Here is a 21209-nt window from a genome sequence, read left to right as displayed (position 1 = left end):
GGTGCAATCGAAATTCTTCTGAATGGACGGTTCGGCAGGTCGTTAAGGCGCTGGCTGGGCGGTCTGCGTACCGGGCTGGAGGCCTGTAATCGCCGAGGCCTCGATCCACGCGCGCCATTGCGACGTGAAATTGAATTCGGCATCGATTGCAAATGCCGAGTCGAGCGCTTCATTGAGCGTCGCTCCGCGTTGCAACGCATCGAAGGCCGCATGTGCGGCGGCGCTTTGAACGAGTATCTGCGGCCGCCATTGCGGTCGCACAACCAGTGCGTAGGTCGGTGACTCGAGATCTGCCGGAAAGGAGCCACCCGGCTGGTGCGCAGTCCAGATCTCGGCGATCGCATAGCGCGACGAGATGAGCGCGCAGGCGGGATGCACGGCCAGTTTCGCTTCGAGCAAATCTTTGGGACGGATGGCGGCCCATTCCGCTTGCGTAAGCACGTTGGCGTCCGCGGCAAAGTAGGCCAGATGCAGCGACCATTCGAGACGCGCGAGGTTGGCGAAATAACGGAAACGGGGGGCCTGTTCGTAGGTTTCGATGAAAGCCGGTAGCGCTGCGCCGAAGCGATTGAGGTCGCCGCTCTGTGACGGATGTGCTTGCGCGTAGGCCACTGACAGTGCATCGAAGTAGTCTTCGCCGACTAGCGCCAACAAGACGGGATAGGCGCTCGCGAGTGCAGTCCGCCGATTAGCGCGAATGCTGCTCCGATAGAGGTCGACGCGCTGGCGCAGATTGTCCGCGAGTTCGGCGCCATTGCCGTTGCCGTTGCAGCGTGGTGTTTGTTCAGCGACGCATGCAGGGCTGTCGGCGCGACCTTGCGCGTGATCGACTCCGCGTCCCGTGTATTGCAGTTGCGAAAGCACAGGTCGCTGTTCGCCCTCCAGCGATTCGGCAAACATGCGCTGCAGTGATTCAAGCGGCGTGCGCATCGCCGGCGTCGTGTTGAGTCGAAGGGGTGAGGGCCGATCGCCTGGCGTGAACGGTGTTCTGAATATCACAGGCGCGGCCAGCTTCGTCGAGCAAGGCGCTTAACGCCGGTACATCGGTATCCCGCTCGATCAGCGCCGGTATCGTGCCGAATCGCTGTAGTGCGTATTCATAGAGTGCCCAGACTTCGTTGGTGACAGGCGAGCCGTGATCGTCGACGACGGCGATGTCCGTCACGCGATGACCTGCAAGATGAATCTCGCCAATCGTGCCGATCGCCAGCGCGTTCATGGCCGCGACGGCGTCCTCTCCATGATTGCATTGGTTCACATACAGGTTGTTCACGTCGAGCAATACGCCGCAACCTGTGCGTGACGCGAGTTCGGCAAGGAATGACGTCTCGCTGTACTGATCGTCGCGGAATCGAACGTAGGTGGAGACGTTTTCCAGTAGAACCGGCCGGCCGAGCGCGTCCTGCAATTCGCTGACACGCGAAGCGAGCAGCGCGAGCGCCGCCTCAGTCAAGGGCATCGGCAGAAGATCGTTTAGATGGCCGGCCGATGTCGCGCCCCAGCAAAGATGTTCGGAGACAACTGTCGGCTCGATCCGCTCGATCAGATGTTTGAGCTTCGCAACGTGTACTGCGTCGAGTGGCTTCGCCGAGCCAAGGCCGAGACCGACCCCGTGCAAACTGACGGGCAGGTCGCGTCGCACGGTGTCGAGCACGTGCAGGTCGAAGCCGCCGTCGCCGAAATAGTTTTCACTGTGTACCTCGACCCAGTCGACCGCCGGCGTAGCACTGAGGAAGTCGCGGTAATGGGCATGGCGCAACCCGATACCGATGCCGGGCGGCGCGCAGGCAGAAGGGACGAGGGGATGCATCATAGGCATTGACTGGCACAGGATCGACACATTGGCATCAGGAATGCTGTTCGTCGATCTTGCCGCCCATCTTCTTGCAGGTTCCTTTCGGCACGGTCTTGAAGTCGCCTTTGTCGTTGTCGACCTTGGCCTCACCGGCGCAGCCGTGCACACCGGTCTTGCTCGCGCAGTCATTCTGACCGGCCTTGGCGATGCCAAAGCACTGAACCTTCTCGTCCGCATGCGCTGCGCCGATGCCGGTGGCCGCGAGTCCTGCGAGGGCCGCGGCGATCAATGCCGGCCGGCTAAGTTTCGAGTTCAATTTGCTTCTCCTGAGTAAGCGGCGGTGGATCGCACGCCGCACCATTTCAACCGTCGCTCCGGCATGGGCTGTTTCGGGGGCGATGCGGTGCGCCTGATTTGCAGCGCCGGGGCCATGTGTAAGGCGATTTTAAGCTTGCCGCACTGATTATCCGGCATGTTACGGGCTCATCGTACTCGCGCTTTTTACGGCACAGGCGGCGGTGACTTTCTCGCCGTCGCTGAACGAGAACGTCAGCGGGATCGTCGTGCCGATCTTGAGCGGCTGTTTCGGATGCTCCAGCATCACGTGATAGTTGCCCGGTGCAAAGGCGAGCGAGCCGTGCGCGGGCACCGCTACCTGTTCGACCATCGCCATCGAAGACGTGCTGCCCTGACTTTGCGTCTGATGCAGCATGGCCATGCCGAAAGCTTCAGTGCTGATACCGACGAGATTGACCAGTTGATCACCCGTATTACTGGCCTTGAAATAGCCACCCGATGGCAGGTCACCCGGCAGCGCTCGGATCCAGCAGTCCGATACGCTTGCGGTTGCAACTGTGCCGGCAAAGGCCTGAATGGATGATCCGCACAGCAACGCGGCGAGTAAAAGTTTGCGTGATGTCTTCATGATGTGTTCCTTGTTTTTAACGGCGGAAATGAAGCGTTAAGCAGATTGCCGCATGGCGCGGCCAAAAATCGTGCGATCGGCGAGCCACACCGCGAGCAGCGTGGCGCCCATCAATGGGAAGACGATGCCGAGCAGAACGAGGCCGGTTTTCCAGCTACGCATCGGTGGCGCGGCGCGTTCGCGCGACGGTGCGCCGAGTGAGCGCTGCGGCCGACGTTTCCACCACATCACGCAACCGGTCACGGCCATTCCCGCGAGCCCAAGCGAAATCGCGGCACAGAGAATCTGATTGGCGACGCCGAAATAGCGGCCCATATGCAACGATGTGCCGTACGAGACGGCCTTCGACACCGCGCCGTAATCGCCGTAACGGATGTCTTTCAGCACCGTGCCGCTGTATTGGTCGATGTACAGCGTGCGCTCGTCTTTCGGATCGGAGGGAAAGTACGAGACGGTGTAGACGCCTGTAGCGGATGCAGGCAGCACGATGTCGTAACCGCCCGGGACGCCGAGCGATGCGACGAGAGCAACGATGCGTCCGAGCGGCAGCGCTTGCGCCGCGTGTGCATCGGCGGATTGCGGCACCGGCGTGTTGCCGACGGCCCATGGCGTGAGCGGCAACGGCAGATCGTCCATCACCATGCCCGGCATCGAGTCCATGTTCGCTTCGTGCGCGCCGTGTTCATTGCTTGATGCGTGGGCTCCGTTCGCTCCGTGAGCCGTGTGCGTTTCAGCGCGTGTATCGGCAACACCCGCATGCTCACCGGCGCTCATCCCCGGCATCGCGGAGCGCAACGGCAAGCCGCCCCACGAACCCGGCGGCGCGCCAAGATTGGCGGCGCTCGCGAGCGCCTTGAACTGCTTACCCCACGAGCCTGTCCACGGCAGACCGCTCAGCACGAAGATGAGCGCACCGAGCGCGAGCCAGATACCCATCACGGCATGAAGATTCTTCCAAAGCGCGCGTCCTTGCAGCGAGAAACGCGGCACCAGCGCCGCGCGCGCAGTAGTCTTCTCGCGTGGCCACCAGAGTGCGATGCCGGTGCCGATCATCACCAGCGTCCAGCACGCGGCCAACTCCATCAGCAACTCGCCTGGTTTGCCGAGCAGCAGCTTACGGTGAAGCATGCGGTCCACCTGCATGAAGCGACGCTCGACGCTCAGCGTGCCCAATACTTCGCCGCTGTATGGGTTCAGATAGACGCTCTGTTTTTCGCCATCGGCTAGGCGAAAGATGAACTCCGTGCTGCGGTCCGACGCGCTCGCGATAGGCGCCGTCACCGCGCGCGCATCGGCCGGCATCGCCGCGCGGGCTTTGGCAAGCAATGCGTCTTCAGTCAGCCTGGGTGTGGATTGCGGTTCGACGATCAGGCGGTGCGGGTAAAGCAGCGGCTCGATTTGTGGCTGGAAGCAATATAGCGTGCCGGTGATCGCAAGCACCACCAGAAACGGCATCACAAAGAGACCCGCGTAAAAGTGCCAGCGCCAGAGCGTCCGGTAGCCGGCGTTCGCGGCGCCAGTTGCCGAGGTCGCGCGTTGAGCGGTGGTGGTGGACATTCAATCCTCCTGAAGCAAAAAATGGGTCGATCGGTTTGCGCAGCGATGCATGCGCTGGTTTGCAACTCGCGAGCGCGTCGAGTACAAGACGAGCACGTCGAGTACCGGGCGAGCGCAAACCGCGCATGCCAATCGCGTGTTCACATACGCAACTTCGCTTCGACGTAGAACGTGCGGCCCGGATACGGGTGATAGACGAAATAGCGCGCGTCAAACAGGTTGTCGACGCCGATGCCGACTTCACTCAATTTGGTCGGCTTGAACGTGAACTTCGCGTCCGCCACCGTGTACGAACTGGTGCCGCCGAATACATCGGGATTCGTGTCGGTATTGGTGAGCGTGTTGTATTCGCGGCCGGAGTAGCGCGCGGCGAGCGTGAGCGCCGCACGTTCGTCGATGTGATACGTCGCGGCGAGATTCGCGCGCCACAGCGGAATCCGATAGAAGTACTTGCCGACGGTCGCCGGGTTCTGCGCATTCGCGATGATCTTCGACTGCGTGTACGCCACGCTCGCCAGCAGATCGAGACCGCGCACGAATACATCCTGTCCTGAGTAGCTGGTTTCGACGCCACGCGAGCGCACCTTGCCGATGTTCTGGAAATTCGTCACGTTCGGAATCACCGTCGTATCGGTCTGACTGAAGATCGTGTTCTTCACGTCGTCCTGAAACAGCGAGAAACGGAACACGCCATTCCAGTGAGCCCATTCAGCGGTCAACTCCTTCGAGAGATCGTCTTCGGGCTTCAGATTCGGATTGTTGTTGATGACCGACGAGCCGTTGATTTGCCCCTGGAACATCTCGCCCACCGTCGGAAACCGATGGGCGCGGCCAATCGATGCGCGCAAGCTCAGATCGTCGGTGACATCGAACGACAACGAGGCTTTCGGCGAAAAATGATGCTGGTTCGCGTCGCTGTACGGAAAGGCTTTGCCGGGCAGCGCCTGCGAGCCGCCATAGGCTTGCCAGTCTTCGTACCGTACGCCGTAGACCAGCTTCCAGCGCGGCAGAAAGTGCCATGCATCCTGTGCGTACAGTGCTTGGGTCTGCGTCTTGCCCTTGAATGCATTGGCAAACGACGTCGCCGCGCCGTCGCGCCAGTTCAGCGTGTTGTAGCTCTCGTTGTCGAGGAAGTAGTTGTCGTAGTGATAGCCGAAGCTCAGCGCGTGACTCGTCAAGCCTGCTTGCGGCGTGACGGGTGTGTAGGTGGTGCGCAGATCGAGCGTTTTCCAGCCGGTACCGTCGCCAAAGATCACCGTGCCGGGGCCGTTGCCCGATGCACCCGAATTCGCGGTGCGCGCCACGCTATTGCCGACGTCGTAGTACGAAGCGATCGCTTCGCCGTTCCAGCCGGTGGCGTTGCGGGTTTTCAGCGTGAGCCCGTATAGCCAGTTCTCGCTGTGGCCGAGACTCGGGGCGAGAGCGGCAGCCGGAATCGTGTACTCGTAGCCGCCGATCGCGACCCTGCCGCTGTATACCGGGTTGCCGTTCGCGTCGCGCAGGAAACTCGACGTCGTGCTGTTATAGGTCTGGTGCCAGTAGCCGAGCGTGAAGGCGGCCTGCAGTGTCGGCGTGAAGTCGTACTGCATCTTCAGCTTGAACTGGTCCTGCACCGTGTGTTCGATTCCTTCGCCGTTCACGCCGAGCACCGCGGTCGGCGTGTTGGTCTGGTTGTTGTAGAAGTAAGCGCCGGTCACCGGCGTGTCGCCGGCCTTCGCGGGCGTACTCGACTTCGCCAGCGTGGCGAATTGCAGCGGCTGGCTCGTGTTCTCAAGGTGATTCACGCCCAACCGATACGAGAACTTCCCGATCCGGTCGCCGATCGACGCGCTCGCCTCGCTGCCGTTGAAATTCTGATTCACACCGAACAGGCTGAAGTGCTGGGTGAAGACTTTGACGTCCGCGTCGGCTTCGAACTTCTTCGGCATGCGGGTGCTGATGAGTACCGTGGCGCCTAGCGAATTGCCCGGATAGAGCGCGGAAAACGGCCCGTAGATCACGTCGACCTGCTGGATCTCGTCGGGAAACACCATCGACCAGCGCGGCGGAAACGAATAACTGTTGCCGAGCAGATTGCTGAGCAGCAGGCCGTCCGCGTAGACGAGGCCGCGTGCGCTCTGCGTATTGCTGGTGCCGCGTACGGCGATGATCGAGTTCAGATCGCCGATAAAGCGCTTGCGCACGGCAAGGTTCGGCATGTACTTCAACACGTCTTCGGTGTTGACGACGTTCCAGTTGTCGAACTGTTCGCGCGTCACGGTCTCGACCGAAGCCGGCAGGTTAGGGTCCACGGCGCGCGGGGCGGCGACGGCATTGGCGGTGACGCTAACAGCAGGCAGCGTGGCGTCGGCGGGCGCGCTATCCGCGTGAGCCGGGGAGGCGATAAATGCCGGCGCGAACGCCGGAACTAACGCAGAAAAATACGCCGGAAAATACGACAGCGGCCGCCGGCCGGATGGAATGCGCCGGGCGCCGCGGCGGGCGCAAAAGGGCAGCCTTCGCAGAGCGAAGTTGAGCATGAACGTTTCCTTGATGCATTGAACAGGCGATCGCGCGCCCCCTCAACGGGTGCGACAAGATGCGCGATCAGGAACAACAGCGATCAGGAAACGGCGGGCGGGCCTCTTGGGCGTCCGGACGGAAACGCGCCGAGCGGCGTGAAGCGGGTGGAGAGGGCGGGCGGCACAGTGCCGGCAAGCGCGAGCGCGGGCGGCGGTTCGACGGCTGCGACGCTCGGCATGGCGACGTGATGCTGGAGCAGGTGGCAGTAGCCGCATGCGCCGAAGGCGTCGTCATGGCTGAGATGGACAGGCGCCGGGTTGGCCTGCGTAGATTGGCTCACCAGGCTCTGATTGGCCGGCTGTAGCGCCGAACAGAGCGCCGCGAAGGGCTCGTTCGCGCGGTTCGATACCAGCATCTGACTCACGACCGGCGCGAACACGACAAGCCACATGGCGATCAGGCCAAGCCATGCGGTCATGCGGTTATGGGAGCGTGGAGTCATGGTGGTGAACGTAACGACGCGGGCGATTCTAGCACTGCCACACGGTCTTTTCTCGTGTGATTCCGTTTATAGCATTGGATTAGAAGGGCGAATCCCGCTCATTTCGGGGCGTTACAGCCTGACCGTTTCCCTTAAGCTGCGTGGTAAATGTTCCGCTCTCCCTGTCAGCGCTTCGCCCCCCTGCGTGGACGCGCAGAAACGCGAAACGCCGGACAGGGTGCACAAAACACGATTGACCCGGCCCGACCGCCACCGCAACCAGTAACCACGACTCATGACCGCCACGCAGACGCGCGCCTCCTCGATAGCCGACATCAATCAGCAGGCGGCATTGCTCTGCAAAAACGGGCAATTCGCCGATGCCTGGTCGTTGGTGAAGCCGATCCTCGAACCGCACGACGAGGTGGCGGAAGACGCGCGGGCCGACGCGTTGAATATTGCCGGCGCCTGCTGGTACGGCATGGGCAACCTGTCCGACGCGGAAACCTACTGGCGCCAGTGTCTGCGCGCAAAACCCGACTATGCCGAGGTGTACAGCAGTCTCGGCATGCTGCTCAAATCGCACGGCCGCCTGTCGGCAGCCAAGGCGGTCTATCGGCAACTGGTCGCGTTGCGTCCCGGCCAGGCCGACGCGCACAACAATCTCGGCACCGTGCTCTACGGGATGGGCTACAGGGACGAGGCGGAGGCGTCGTATCGTCAGGCGGTCGCGATCCGCCCCGACTACGCGGAGGCGCACTACAACCGGGCTATCGTATTGCACGAACTGCGCCGCCTGCATGAGGCGGAAGTGGCCTATCGCGAGGCGCTGGTCGGGCTGCCGGAACACGCCGAGGCGCACAACAACCTGGGCAACGTGCTGATGGAACTCGACCGCGTTGCCGAGGCGGACGCCGCGTACCGGCAGGCGCTGACCATCAAGCCCCAGTATCCCGAAGCGCTCAATAACCTCGGTGGTGTGCTGAAGGCGACGTACCGCCTACCCGAGGCCGAGCTGGCTTGCCGGCTCGCGCTGGCGATTCGCCCGGATTACGCGGAGGCGCACCTCAACCTCGGTGCGGTGCTGGCGGATCTCAAGCGTCTGCCGGAGGCTGAAGCGGCGTACCGGGAGGCAATCGCGCATCGCCCGGACTATGCCGAGGCGCACTACAACCTCGGCCTCGCGCTATCCAGCCTGGAGCGTCTGCCCGAGGCCGAAATGGCTTATCGCGAGGCGATTCGCTGCCGGCCCGACATCGTTCACGCGCACAACAACCTGGGCTGCGTGCTTCGTCAGCTCGACCGTTTGCCGGAGGCGGTCGAGGCCTTCGCACAAGCGCTCGCGCTCCGTCCCGATCTGGCCGAGGCTCACTACAACGTCGGGACCGCGCTGGCGCAACTCAAGCGGCTGCCGGAAGCCGAAGCCGCTTACCTGCGGGCGCTCGCTCTACGCCCCGATTACGGCGACGCCCGGTTCGGTCTGGCTGTGCTGGTGCTCGGCATGGGCCGCTTTGAAGAGGGTTGGCGGTTATATGAGTGCCGCTATGAACAGCCGGGTTTCGTGCATCACAAGACGCGCGCCATGTTGAGCTGTCCGCAGTGGCAAGGCGACACGCTCGCCGGCAAGTCCTTGCTGGTCTGGCAGGAAGACGGACTCGGCGACATGGTTCAATTCAGCCGCTATTTCGCTTTGCTCAAGGCGCAAGGGGCCGGGCATATCGCCTTTGCGTGTGCGCCTGCCTTGCACCGGCTGATGGCTACGGTGGACGGCGTCGATGCCGTGCTCGATCACGATACGGCGTTGGCCGGCGTAGCCGCATCGACATACGACTGCTGGACGAGCCTGTTGAGCGCGCCGCTCCACTTGCGTACGACGGTGGACATGATTCCGCGCGCGGTTCGTCTTGCGGCTGAGCCGTCGCTGGTCGAAAAGTGGCGGCCGATACTCGAGACCCTGCCGCCCGGCCGCAAGGTTGGGCTGGTCTGGAAAGGCAATGCGAAACACCATAACGATGCAAACCGGTCGATTCCAACGTTGGCCACGCTCGCGCCGCTCTGGAGCGTGCCGGGTCTGAGCTTCGTCAGCCTGCAAAAAGGCCAGGGCGAGGATGAGGCGCAAAACCCGCCGGCCGGTCAACCGCTGCTCGAACTCGGCTCGGCGGTGAACGATTTCGCGGACAGCGCCGCGATCATCGAGCAACTCGATCTGGTGATCTGCGTGGACACGTCCACGGCGCATCTGGCTGCGTCGCTGGGCAAACCGTGCTGGGTGATGCTGCCGGAGAAAGACATCGACTGGCGCTGGATGCACGAGCGCAACGATTCGCCGTGGTATCCGCACACGCTGCGGCTGTTCCGCCGGGCAGCGGGCGAAGGCTGGTCCGTGACGGTCGAGAGGGTGCGGCGGGCGTGTGCGGAGCGGTTTTCCGCTGAGAAGGCTGGCGAACTCTGCAGCACCAGAAAATGATCTTGTAACCCTCGTGGCTTGCAACGAAGCCGAGTTTTTCATAGAAACGGTGTGCGTCCGGGTGGATGTGGGTCAAGAAATCTTCCTGCCCCATTCTGACGGAAAAATGCCGGGCCAGCGCGGTTCCGATACATTCCGATAAACAGATTAGATAGCATTGCACGCTCCTTTAGGTGCTTCCTCGCCACCTTCGAATCCTACAATAGTGCCCATCACATAGTGAACACTGGCGGGTTGAAAATGGCAGACAAGGCGATGTTGGTGGTGAGCGCGCATAGCGCCGATTTCGTGTGGCGAGCAGGTGGCGCAATCGCTCTCCACAAAAAAAACGGATACCGTACGAAGGTCGTGTGTCTTTCTTTCGGCGAGCGCGGAGAGTCGGCCAAACTCTGGCGCAAGGGCGAAATGACGATCGGGAAGGTCAAGGCGGCGCGCAGGGAGGAGGCCGAGCGGGCCGCGGACATCCTCGGTGCGGAAGTCGATTTTTTCGACCTCGGCGATTACCCATTGCGCGTGTCGGACGAGGCCCTGATGCGCCTCGTCGATGTGTATCGCGAGCTGCAGCCGGCGTTCGTGTTGAGTCATTCGCAGAAAGACCCATACAACTTCGATCATCCGCTCGCCATGCACGTGGCGCAGGAAGCGCGGATCATCGCCCAGGCCGAAGGTCACAATCCCGGGCAGAAGGTGGTCGGTGCGCCGCCCGTCTACGCGTTCGAACCGCATCAGACGGAACAATGCGAATGGATGCCCAATACGTTCCTCGATATCACCGAGGTCTGGGACACCAAACGCCGCGCGATCGAGTGCATGGCCGGCCAGGAGCACCTGTGGGAGTACTACACGCGGGTCGCCTTGCAACGCGGCGTGCAGGCCAAGCGCAATATCGGCATCACGGCCACGCGCAATATTCAGTACGCGGAAGGCTATCAGCGCATCACGCCGGCCGTGACGGGAGATCTGGCATGAAGCGGGGCGTCGTGGTGACGACTATCCGCCGCGCCGATCCGCGCGACGTGGCCGTGCTGCAGCATGCGGGCGCCGCCACCGTTCACGAGGCGCAGAGCCGTCTCGGCCTGCTTGCGTCCTACATGCGGCCGATCTACTCGGGGCCGGCTATCGCGGGGTCGGCGGTGACGGTGCTGGTGCCGCCGTCGGACAACTGGATGCTGCATGTTGCCGTCGAGCAATGCCGGGAGGGTGACGTTCTCGTCGTGGCGCCGACTTCTCCCTGCGAGGACGGCTACTTCGGCGACCTGCTGGCGACCTCGCTCGCGGCGCGCGGCGTGCGCGGACTGATCATCGACGCGGGATGTCGCGATGTCGCCTCGCTCAGGGAAATGAAATTCCCAGTCTGGTCGAAGGCCGTGTCCGCGCAAGGCACGGTCAAGGAAAAGCTCGGTTCGGTGAATATTCCGGTGGTATGCGCGCAGCAGATCGTGAATCCCGGCGATGTCATCGTTGCGGATGATGACGGCGTGGTCGTCGTACCGCTCGATACCGTGGCGAGTGTCGCGCAAGCGTCGCAAGCGCGCATGGCGAAGGAGGAAAAGACACGTGCTGCGCTGGCCGGCGGCGCGCTCGGTCTCGACTACTACGCGATGCGCGAGAAGCTCGCGCAAAAAGGCCTGCGCTACGTCGCCTCGGCCGAAGATCTTTGACGGAGAGGCGAGGTCATGCCCAGTCGCGCACAAACGCGTATTCCGTGCATGATGATGCGCGGCGGCACGTCGAAAGGCGCCTATTTCATGGCGTCGGATTTGCCGGCCGATCCCGCTGAGCGAGACCGTGTTCTGCTTGCCGTGATGGGTTCGCCTGATCCGCGTCAGATCGACGGTATTGGCGGCGCCGATCCGTTGACGAGCAAGGTGGCGATCATCTCGTCCTCCACACGCGACGATGCCGACGTCGACTATCTGTTTGCACAAGTCGTCGTGAACGAGGCGCGGGTCGATCTCGGACAGAACTGCGGCAACATTCTCGCGGGCGTCGGCCCGTTTGCGATCGAACGCGGTCTCGTGGATGCGCGCGATGGCAGCACACGGGTCGCGATTCACATGGTCAACACCGGGCAGATCGCGGTAGCGACGGTCAGCACGCCGGGACGCCAGGTCACCTACGAAGGCGATGCCCGCATTGACGGCGTGCCAGGCCTCGCAGCGCCCATTCCGCTCGAGTTCCGGGACACGGCTGGTTCCACCTGCGGCACGCTGCTGCCTACGGGGCATCTCAAGGATACGGTCGACGGTATCGACGTGACGTGCATCGACAACGGCATGCCCCTCGTGCTCATGCGAGCGCGCGATCTCGGGCGAACCGGCTACGAAACGCGCGAGCAACTCGACGCGGATGAAGAACTGAAAGCGCGCATCGAAAAGATCCGGCTTGCGGTGGGACCGATGATGAATCTCGGCGATGTGGGCGCGCGCACGGTCCCGAAGATGTGTCTGGTGGCGGCGCCTCGCCAGGGCGGCACGATCAGTACGCGCAGCTTTATTCCGCATCGCTGCCACGCGTCGATCGGTGTACTCGGTGCGGTGAGCGTGGCCACGGCCGCGGTGCTGCCGGGTACGGTCTGCGAGGGCCTAGCCGATGTGGACGCTGACGGCATGCGAAAACGCGTGTCGGTGGAGCACCCGACAGGCGAGTTTACGGTGGAACTCGTTCTCGGCGGAAGCCCCGGCCAGCCTGAAGTGCTGAGCGCGGCGCTGTTGCGCACAGCGAGGTGGCTATTCGACGGAGCAGTCGGCATTCCTTCGGCAGTCTGGCCGGCACGGACCTGAGCGGACTTCAGGCGAATCGCCTCCGTTGGTTTCTGCGCGGTTAGCGGTATTGCGGGTTGTGGAGTTCAACCCGATAAATAAGTCAGAGGCCTTCGCGCTGATTGAAATTCCGGCTATTTTTAAAATTGATGCGCGCTGTAATAAATATTTCGCAATGTCGCGGTATGGATGGTCGCCGCGATAAAGTGCCGGTCTATAAATACAATATTCAAATATAAACAGGCTCCATGAAATCACGGTGAATCGATAATGTTAATTAAACCTTCGATTCAAACATCGGCGGGTTGACGGGATCAACCTATCGGCCATGCCAGGCCGGTATCCACGGGGGTGGGGCGGTGTTGTCGGGAGCAAGGCGCGACCACGCGATGCGGAAGTATTCAGCAGACAAAACAGCCGCTTTGATAAAACGCATCCCGCATATTGCATTTGAAAATTGAGCGGTTATGATGGCGTCTCCCCGATGCGATTTCTCGAACGATCGCTTTGCGGAGACGGCAGGAATATTTGCCGGGCATTCACGCTGGAGGGGTAATTAATGCTTCCCGTGCAGATAGACTAAATCGAGGAGACGATATGCTGAGTCCCCATGAATTCGCTACCTTAATGCTCATCAAGAACGCGCCGGATCAGATCGAACTGGACCGCGCCGAGCTCGACGCCCTACTCGAGCGGCAACTCATATCACTGGAAAACCTCGCGTCAGGACGTTCGCGTCCCCGGATCACAAGCGAAGGCGATTCCATTCTCAAGGCGGTTGCCCGGATGCGCTAGGCATCTGCGACACCCGTTTCGATTTATTCACCATCGCGATCCGCCGCATCACACCCGTCTGATCGGGGCTTCGCGCGCCGGACCGAACTTTGAGGAATTCAATCATGGCTCTATTGAGTCCCGAGCAGGTTGCTGCACAGAAGGCCAATGTCGACGCGTTCTTCGGGGTGGCCGGAAAGATCTTTGAAGGCGTCGAAAAACTGGTCGCGCTGAACCTGCAGGCCGTCAGGGCCACGCTGGCCGAGACGCAGGAAAACATGGCGAAGGCGTCCGGCACGACGGAGCCGCCGCAATGGTTCTCGCTGCAAGCCGGTTTCACCGGACCCTTCGCGGAAAAATCGCTGTCATACGGCAAGCAAGTGTTCGAGATCGCATCGACCACTCAGGCTGAAGTTACGCAACTCGCACAGACGCACTACGAGCGGTACAACGATCGCGTGCAGGCACTCGTAGAAGAAGCGGCGAAGCATGCTCCCACCGGCTCCGAAGCAGCGATCGCCGCGTGGAAATCCGCGATTGCCGCCACCACGACCCTGTATGAAACGCTGCAGAAAACGGGGCAGCAGGCCGTGCATGCCGTCGAGAGTAATTTTGATGCAGTCACAGCCACGGCATCGAAGGCCGTGCGCAGCAACTCAGAGCAGGCTCCCGTAGTCGCGGGCGCGAAGCGATAGAACTGACGCGGGCAGCAATGCCCGTGTTGAGGTCTCTGGCCCATATGAAGGATTGCTTATGGATGCTGGGATCACGAATTCCAGTGTCCAATTCGTGGACTGAAAGTGGTGTGGTCACCTGTTCGCTAGTTCTGCAATGGAGGTCGCGATGAGTGAAGCAGTGGGAATCGTTATGGGTTCGTTCGTGCTGGCGATGGCACCTGTGTTCGTCGCCGCTCATTATTACCGGGAGCAGATGCGTCGCAAGCGGCTTAGACATCTGGATCACCGCCACTACTGGCCGCACTGGAGCAAAGCCCGGCATTGAGCTTTCGCGCTCGCCCGGCTGTTGTTGCCGTACCTGGGGGCTGCTGCGTTCCAAGGCGCAGCAGGCACCTCTGGATTCTGCCGGATCGCTCGATCCGCGGAATTCTCCAAGCCAAGGCTCCACCGCCTTGGCTTTTTTTTTGGTGCTCGTCTCTCATGGAAATCCCGTACGGATCCTCGGTCTCCGTGTAAGCAGCGAGAAGGATTCGGCCCCCTAGAATCGCCTCATCGATGCAGACGGGCGGCATTCCGCCGCACCGGACAATAACGGAGACTATCGATGACCCCTAGCTTTCGCACGCTGCGCCATATCGCCGTTGCTTCCGGCCTGCTGTTCAGTCTTGCGTCGCAGCAAGCGATAGCCGCCGGCGGCGAGAAGATCACGATCATGGTCGGCGGTATCACGAAGTTGATCTATTTGCCGGCGCGCCTGACCGAACAGCTCGGCTATTTCAAAGATGAAGGGCTCGATGTCGAGCTTCTGTCGCAGCCAGCCGGCGTTGACGCTGAAAACGAACTGCTGGCCGGCGCCGTTCAGGCCGTCGTCGGTTTCTATGACCATACGATCGATCTGCAAACCAAGGGCAAGGACGTCAAGGCGATCGTCGTGTTCGGGCAAGTGCCGGGCGAGGTCGAAATGGTATCGACCAAAGCGGCCGAAACGGTCAAATCGATGGCGGACGTGAAGGGCAAGACGCTGGGTGTGACTGGCCTGGGTTCTTCAACAAGCTTCCTTACGCAATACCTCGCCGGACAGCACGGCATCCAGTCCACGGAATACACGATGCTGCCGGTGGGCGCTGACGCCAGCTTCATCGCGGCGATCAAACAAGGTCGCATCGACGCCGGCATGACGACCGAGCCGACCGTCTCGGCCTTGCAGAAATCCGGCGACGCGAAGGTGCTTGTCGACATGCGTTCGGTCGAAGGCACGAAGGCGGCGTTGGGCGGCACCTACCCGGCGTCGAGCCTCTATGTCCAGGCGGCATGGGTCGATTCCCACAAGGCGGAAGCAGCAAAGCTTGCGCACGCGTTCGTTCGCACGATGCAATTCATCAGCACGCATAGCGCGGAAGAAATTGCAGCCAAAATGCCTGACGACTATCAGAAAGACAAACAGCTTTACGTGAGCGCGTTGAAAGCGTCGCTGCCCATGTTTACGAAGGACGGCAAGATGCCGGCCGACGGTCCCGAGACCGTGCTGAAGGTGCTGTCGGCGTTCAACCCGTCGGTCAAAGGCAAGCATATCGAGCTGGCGAAAACCTACACCAACGAGTTCACCGGTTCGAAATAAGCCGGCGCTTGCCGGTCGCTGCTGCCTGTTTGTTGCAGCGCAATTTCGTTGCGCCGCCGGCGCCGCCTTCGCGGTGCCGGCGACTTGCACGGCTTTACCCGATGAATCACGTTGTTTCAAAAGACGCGCCGGTGATCGAGTTCGACGCCGGTGGCGTGCCGCTTTATTTCTCCGAACGGCCTGCCACGCTGAAGCGGGTCGGCACCATCCCGTGCAGCATCGATACCGCGTAGCGAACGCCGAATTAGCGACGTATATCAGTGAATTCACTTAGTTGTGCAGGTGATACGGGAAAGCTGCGTGAAGGATTGAGAAAACTAGGATTGCGCTCATCGGCAGTCGGGGCCGTTGTCCGGATATTCGGGCGGCAGTCACCGCAGTCGACGAGAACGAAAATTTCAACGTTGTAATCAGAGGAGACGATCGTGAAGAAAAAGTATCTGGCTTTGGCCGTTACGGCAGGCGCTTTCGCCGCAACCGGTGCGCACGCACAGTCGAGCGTCCAGCTTTACGGCCTGATGGACCTGAGCTTTCCCACCTATCGGACGCACGCGGATGCGAACGGCAATCATGTCATTGGTATGGGCAACGACGGCGAACCGTGGTTCAGCGGCAGCCGCTGGGGCCTGAAGGGCGCGGAAGACATCGGAGGTGGAACGAAGGTCATTTTCCGCCTTGAGAGCGAATTCGTTGTCGCCAACGGCCAGATGGAAGATCCGGGCCAGATCTTCGACCGTGACGCATGGGTGGGTATCGAGAACGACACGTTCGGCAAGATCACGGCAGGTTTCCAGAACACGATCGCGCGCGACGCATCGACGATCTATGGCGACCCGTACGGCTCGGCGCGCCTGACGACGGAAGAGGGCGGCTGGACCAATTCGAATAACTTCAAGCAGATGATTTTCTACGCGGCCAGCGCGACCGGCACACGTTATAACAATGGCGTGGCATGGAAGAAACTGTTCAGCAATGGCATTTTCGCCAGCGCAGGCTACGCATTCGGCAACTCCACGAGTTTCGGCTCCAACTCCAACTACCAGGCAGCGCTCGGGTACAACGGTGGTGTGTTCGACGTGTCTGGCTTCTATAGCCATGTCAATCGCGTTGGCTTTACAAACCAGACGTTCTCGGTGGGCGGCAACTACACGTTCGGTATTCTGCGCGCCAATGCGGGTTACTTCCGTTACCTGGGCAATCAGGGCGCGCTCGGTCAGCGTCAGGACAATGCGTGGACGGCGTCGCTCAAGCTGTCGCCCAAGGGTCCGTTCGACTACGAACTCGGTTATCAGCAAATGCGCGTGCACAACGCCGCTTACAACGTCGACGGCGATATTCCGAACGCGAACATCGGCGCTTTCGATCCGACGTCAGGCCTCCACAACGGTTTCAAGGAAACGCTGTACTGGTCGGCGTTCTATCACCTGTCCAAGCGTACTGAAGTGTATCTGGCCGGCGACTACATGAAGCTGCATGGCGGCTACACCGTCGGATCCACCTTCGGCGCGACCAACCAGCTCGAACTGACCACGGGCGTGCGCACTCGCTTCTGATCCGGGAATCAGATTCGCGCTGATTCATTCATCGATGTGCTCCTACTAGCGGCGGCGGACTTATCCACCCGCCGCTTTTTTTTGGCTCACCGGGTCGAGGAAGACAGCCATGTTCAGAAATACCAGTATCCGGACCGCTCTGACCATCACGATTGCCGGCTACACGGCCGCGTTGATGCTTGTGATCGCAACGTCGATTGCGGGCCTGGAAACGGCCAACACGGCGCTCGACAGGATGTACAGCGAAGAGACGGCTGCGCTGCGACACCTTGGCGCCAGCAGCGAAGCGCTTCTGCAGGTGCGAGTCGATCTCGGTGCGTACGAGACGCTCGTCGCGCAGGGAAAGCCAACCGATGCGGTGCTCGCGCGAGTGCATGCCGAGCAGACGAGTAGTGATCGCGAGCTGGCGGCCTATGCTGCGCAACCGCCGTCGAATGAGGTGGAGAGGAAGCTGACCGACGCGCTGCGTGCGAAGCGCGAGCTATTGATGAAACAGGCGCTTGGCCCCGAAATCGCGGCGCTCGACCAGAACGATTTCATGTCGTTCCGGACGACGCAACGGCAGGCGCCTGACACACTGTTTAGCGACTACCGGAACGCCGCGCGCGCGCTGGAGGATTTTCAGGCAGAGCAGCAAAGAGCGCGCTTTGCATCGGCACAGCAGCGTTTTCATATGCTGCTCTGGCTGTTCGGCGCAATCGGGTCCGCTGCAATGATCCTCGGTCTCGTCGCGCGATCCGCGTTGACGAATTCGATTGTGCGGCCTATCGATGCCGCTATTCGCCATTTCGAGCGGATTGCTGCTGGTGATCTGGCCAGTGAGATCGCAACGCTGCGCGTCAACGAAATGGGACGATTGATGACCGCACTCGGCCGGATGCAGGCGGGGCTCGTTGCGGCCGTGAGCCAGGTGCGGCAGGGAACGGCGGCGATTACGCACGGCGTGGGCGAGATCGCGAGTGGCAATGCGGACCTGTCGACGCGTACGGAGCAGCAGGCGGCGACGCTGGAGAAGACCGCATCGAGCATGGAAGAGTTGACGGCGACGGTCCGGCAAAATGCCGATAACGCGCGGCAGGCCAGTGCGCTCGCGGAAAATGCGTCGGAGATAGCGGCCCGCGGCGGCCAGGTTGTTGGCCAGGTTGTCGACCTGATCGCGGATATGTCGTCGAGTTCAAAGCGGATCGTCGATATCATCGGCGCGATCGAGGGGATCGCGTTCCAGACCAACATACTCGCTTTGAATGCGGCCGTCGAAGCTGCACGTGCCGGCGAGGAGGGACGCGGATTCGCGGTGGTCGCGGGAGAGGTGCGCGCGCTCGCGCAACGTTCGGCCGCCGCCGCGAAGGAGATCAGGGAACTGATCGGCGATTCAGTTGCGAAGGTGAGGAACGGCGCCGAACTGGCAACGCGCGCCGGCGAAACCATGGCCGAAATCGTCACGGCGGCCCGGAACGTGACGGGTATCGTCAGCGAGATCAGTGCTGCCTCCGAAGGGCAATCGCACGGTATTGATCAGATCAATACCGCGATGACGCAGATGGACAACGCGACGCAACAGAACGCCGCGCTAGTCGAGCAAGCCGCCGCTGCTGCGGCATCGCTGGAAGATCAGGCTCGTGCGCTCGTCGATGCGGTGGCCGTGTTCAGGCTGCGCGAAACAGACAAGCTGTCCGCCCCACGAACCCAGCGGACAGAACTGGAATCAGATAGCACGGTTTTCGCATGACACCCCTCGCCGCAGGCCGGCTCTATGATGGTCGAACCGGCCTGTGTGCAACCTGCCACCCCGACCGGAGGTCCAAGAAGTAGCGTATGCGGTAGATGCGAGGAGGTGTGCGATGAACGGTCGAGCAGTAGTCCGGTGCATTTGCGCCGCTTTACTCACGTGCAGCTTTCTCGCAGGTCTCGCCGGATGCGATGCGCTACGCGGTCCACCGGCGGCGGAATGGCCAGGACCTCACGCCCCCTATCCTTTCCCGAACGATGTTCCGCATCGTACCGAATGAGCTGCACGAACGCCGTCATGCCGTTCGACGTCAACCGACGGCCCCGCACGTGACGTTCGGCGCAGTGTACGGTGACGGATACTCAGACGTGGGGCCGCTGAGCAGGCGCAGTCGCTGAGTCGCCAATACGTCGGCTTCCGTCGTTTCGCGTCGGGTGAGCGTGGTACCGGTGTCGCGCACGGCGCTCAAGGGCTCGTTCACAGCACAGCTCAGCGTTTTGCCGTCGGAAAGACGCACCGTCGTCGAATAGGCGTAATCCGGCTGCGCGGCCTGGCTATCGGCAGTCCAGAACGCGGCGACCGCGAATAGTGCTAACAAAAAAGGTTGGCTTTTCATATTGCTTCCGTTGTCTTGATCGTCACTATTCGACCAAGGCGGCAGCAGCATATTCTGGCTATCTTTGTAATTCTGAATTCCAGTTTCCAGTGACTATGGCGCGTTAAGGCTTGTTGTGAAAGCCGCTGTACGCAGCGACTAATTCGCGGCGATGCTGATCGTGCGCGTGACATCGACAACCGAAAGCCGGATCGCGTCGATCAACGCACGCGCCGCAGGTGAAGGCGTGCCGGCTGCCCGCATGGTCAGTCCTATGTCGCGCCGGGTGTTGTACAACTGCACGTCGAGCATCGCCAGTTGACCAGACTGAACTTCGTAGTGCAGTTGCTGGCCCGATAACGCCGCGACCATGTCCGTGCCGAGCAGCAGCCCACGAATCACAGCAAGGTCTGCTGTCTCGACCGTGGGCATCGGCGGCTTCACTTTCATTCGCTTGAATTGCGCTTCGAACAGTGCGCGAGCCGGCGCATTGCTGCGTGGCACGATCCACTGCGCGTCGCGCAAATCCATGATGCTCAGATCGCGCGCGCGAGTGAGCGCGTGATCGCGGCGCACCAGAACGACCATATCTTCCGACATCAGGCGCTCGTTCTTCAGACCGCTGCTGGCGTCGTTATCGCGCAGCGCGCCGAGAATGAAGTCGATATCGCCCGCGCGCAGGCCGGCGACCAGCGCCTCATAGGCGCTTTCGTCAGTGACGACTCTCACGCCCGGATGCTGCGCGGTCATCCGCGCAATCGCCTTGGGCAGGAGCAACGTGCGCCCGAGCGGTAATGCGCCCACTGTCACTGCGCCTTGAATCTTGCCGTGCAGGGCGGCGATATCGTCGGGCACATGCCGCAATTCGTTCAATGCGCGGCGCACGTGAAGCAGAAACGTTTCGCCCTCCGTGGTGAGCAGGATGCCGCGCGGGCTGCGATGGAACAGACTCAAACCGGCGCCGCTTTCCAGCACCCGGATCGCTGTGCTCACGGCCGGCTGACTGATGCCGAAGGTCTTCGCCGCGCTCGGCATGTGCCGATGACGCGCCAATGCGATGAATAGCTGAAGCCGCCGGGTGTTGAGCAGATAGGCCGGCAGCGCGCCTTCTGCTGTTGGCCGCCGGCGTGCCTGCCTCGCCGAGCACCACTGCGCGAGTTCTTCCAGTTCGGCGAAGATCCGCTCGCAACGCTGCAGCACGGCGCGGCCAACGGGCGTCGGCAGCATGCCGGAGGGGCCGCGATCGAAGAGGGCCTCGCCGAGTGCCGACTCCAGTTCCTGCACAGAACGCGTCACAGCCGACTGGGCGCGAAATAGCGCCGCTGCCGCACGCGTGGCGCTACCCATCTCGGCAACGAGTCGAAATGCTCGCAATTGCGCGAGGTTGAGGAGTTCTTTGCTGCTCACGGATGGTGGCGTTCTGGCTGGCGGATGTTCAACGTGTCCGCGATCGTGTGCTGGGTGATCTCGTTCATGGGTGTCTACTCATTCGAGGCCATCAAGTATAGCGACGCATCAAGTCTCGTACCACGCTTGCCAGACGGCTTGCGACTTCGTTTCCTGGGCATCTGTTTTGTTTATCGCATGTGGATAGTCAGGAGGCTGGGCCGGGGCTCGGCACGCTCGTCAGCGATGCCCCAAACCCCCTATCCGGTGGGGCTTTCAGCGCTTATCCGTGCGCCGGTCACTGGCATTCAGGGCGCTTGCGAGCAATTTAACCAGTGCGAATGTGGTTTACCCGCACTTTCGGCAAGCCTGCATGATCCTTATGGTT

The 21209-nt window shown here is 61.5% G+C and carries 20 protein-coding genes; 11 read left to right on the top strand and 9 right to left on the bottom strand.

Going from position 1 to position 21209, the window contains the following annotated elements; translation table 11 throughout:
* Positions 1-42 precede the first annotated feature (42 nt).
* The 7 genes from FSO04_RS04045 to FSO04_RS04015 form a co-directional block, all read right to left on the bottom strand.
* Positions 43-930, bottom strand: coding sequence for an HvfC/BufC N-terminal domain-containing protein (locus FSO04_RS04045; RefSeq protein WP_166618146.1), 888 nt, complete (start codon positions 928-930; stop codon positions 43-45).
* On the bottom strand, positions 914-1813 hold the full coding sequence (gene bufB / locus FSO04_RS04040; RefSeq protein ID WP_199203007.1) for an MNIO family bufferin maturase: 900 nt from the start codon (positions 1811-1813) through the stop codon (positions 914-916). The genes FSO04_RS04045 and bufB overlap by 17 nt, the downstream gene beginning before the upstream one ends.
* A 34-nt stretch (positions 1814-1847) precedes the next feature.
* Positions 1848-2111: a BufA1 family periplasmic bufferin-type metallophore gene (locus FSO04_RS04035; RefSeq protein ID WP_233464734.1), complete on the bottom strand. Its 264-nt coding sequence runs from the start codon at positions 2109-2111 to the stop codon at positions 1848-1850.
* A 159-nt stretch (positions 2112-2270) separates the two neighbouring features.
* The gene (locus FSO04_RS04030) at positions 2271-2720 is read right to left on the bottom strand and encodes a copper chaperone PCu(A)C (protein ID WP_154558479.1); all 450 of its coding nucleotides are present in this window, start codon (positions 2718-2720) and stop codon (positions 2271-2273) included.
* 36 nt (positions 2721-2756) lie between these two features.
* Positions 2757-4277, bottom strand: a complete 1521-nt coding sequence (locus FSO04_RS04025; RefSeq protein ID WP_154558478.1) for a PepSY-associated TM helix domain-containing protein — start codon at positions 4275-4277, stop codon at positions 2757-2759.
* A 140-nt stretch (positions 4278-4417) separates the two neighbouring features.
* Positions 4418-6796 (bottom strand): TonB-dependent receptor, encoded by a 2379-nt coding sequence (locus FSO04_RS04020; protein ID WP_154558477.1) that lies wholly within the window; start codon positions 6794-6796, stop codon positions 4418-4420.
* 83 nt (positions 6797-6879) lie between these two features.
* Positions 6880-7281: a DUF2946 domain-containing protein gene (locus FSO04_RS04015; protein WP_154558476.1), complete on the bottom strand. Its 402-nt coding sequence runs from the start codon at positions 7279-7281 to the stop codon at positions 6880-6882.
* A gap of 274 nt (positions 7282-7555) precedes the next feature.
* Here FSO04_RS04015 and FSO04_RS04010 point away from each other — a divergent pair, with 274 nt between their 5' ends.
* From FSO04_RS04010 to FSO04_RS03970, 11 genes are all read left to right on the top strand, one after another.
* Positions 7556-9727: a tetratricopeptide repeat protein gene (locus FSO04_RS04010; protein WP_154558475.1), complete on the top strand. Its 2172-nt coding sequence runs from the start codon at positions 7556-7558 to the stop codon at positions 9725-9727.
* Between the two features lie 240 nt (positions 9728-9967).
* Positions 9968-10696: a PIG-L deacetylase family protein gene (locus FSO04_RS04005; protein ID WP_154558474.1), complete on the top strand. Its 729-nt coding sequence runs from the start codon at positions 9968-9970 to the stop codon at positions 10694-10696.
* The gene (locus FSO04_RS04000) at positions 10693-11388 is read left to right on the top strand and encodes a 4-carboxy-4-hydroxy-2-oxoadipate aldolase/oxaloacetate decarboxylase (protein WP_154558473.1); all 696 of its coding nucleotides are present in this window, start codon (positions 10693-10695) and stop codon (positions 11386-11388) included. Before FSO04_RS04005 ends, FSO04_RS04000 begins: the two co-directional genes overlap by 4 nt.
* A 15-nt stretch (positions 11389-11403) precedes the next feature.
* Positions 11404-12510 (top strand): 4-oxalomesaconate tautomerase, encoded by a 1107-nt coding sequence (locus FSO04_RS03995; RefSeq protein WP_154558472.1) that lies wholly within the window; start codon positions 11404-11406, stop codon positions 12508-12510.
* A 576-nt stretch (positions 12511-13086) separates the two neighbouring features.
* The gene (locus FSO04_RS03990) at positions 13087-13284 is read left to right on the top strand and encodes a hypothetical protein (RefSeq protein ID WP_154558471.1); all 198 of its coding nucleotides are present in this window, start codon (positions 13087-13089) and stop codon (positions 13282-13284) included.
* Between the two features lie 104 nt (positions 13285-13388).
* Positions 13389-13958, top strand: coding sequence for a phasin family protein (locus tag FSO04_RS03985; protein WP_154558470.1), 570 nt, complete (start codon positions 13389-13391; stop codon positions 13956-13958).
* Between the two features lie 148 nt (positions 13959-14106).
* Positions 14107-14265, top strand: a complete 159-nt coding sequence (locus tag FSO04_RS46255) for a hypothetical protein (RefSeq protein ID WP_166618145.1) — start codon at positions 14107-14109, stop codon at positions 14263-14265.
* Positions 14266-14544: 279 nt separating this feature from the next.
* Positions 14545-15558, top strand: coding sequence for an ABC transporter substrate-binding protein (locus FSO04_RS03980; RefSeq protein WP_154558469.1), 1014 nt, complete (start codon positions 14545-14547; stop codon positions 15556-15558).
* A gap of 101 nt (positions 15559-15659) precedes the next feature.
* The gene (locus FSO04_RS48235; RefSeq protein ID WP_266239662.1) at positions 15660-15791 is read left to right on the top strand and encodes a hypothetical protein; all 132 of its coding nucleotides are present in this window, start codon (positions 15660-15662) and stop codon (positions 15789-15791) included.
* Between the two features lie 192 nt (positions 15792-15983).
* A complete protein-coding gene (locus FSO04_RS03975) occupies positions 15984-17111 on the top strand; it encodes a porin (protein WP_168435560.1) in 1128 nt (375 codons plus the stop codon).
* A 109-nt stretch (positions 17112-17220) separates the two neighbouring features.
* Positions 17221-18840 carry a methyl-accepting chemotaxis protein gene (locus FSO04_RS03970; protein WP_154558468.1) on the top strand — a complete coding sequence of 540 codons (1620 nt, stop codon included), beginning with the start codon at positions 17221-17223 and terminating at the stop codon, positions 18838-18840.
* A 310-nt stretch (positions 18841-19150) separates the two neighbouring features.
* On the opposite strand, the gene FSO04_RS03965 is transcribed toward FSO04_RS03970, so the two are convergent.
* Positions 19151-19456 (bottom strand): hypothetical protein, encoded by a 306-nt coding sequence (locus FSO04_RS03965; protein WP_199203009.1) that lies wholly within the window; start codon positions 19454-19456, stop codon positions 19151-19153.
* A 138-nt stretch (positions 19457-19594) separates the two neighbouring features.
* Entirely contained in the window at positions 19595-20842 is a 1248-nt protein-coding gene (locus FSO04_RS03960) for a LysR substrate-binding domain-containing protein (protein WP_168435559.1), read from the bottom strand.
* Positions 20843-21209: the final 367 nt, after the last annotated feature.

The organism is Paraburkholderia madseniana (assembly GCF_009690905.1).
Classification (GTDB): domain Bacteria; phylum Pseudomonadota; class Gammaproteobacteria; order Burkholderiales; family Burkholderiaceae; genus Paraburkholderia; species Paraburkholderia madseniana.
This window is presented reverse-complemented; position numbering and strand designations above follow the sequence as displayed.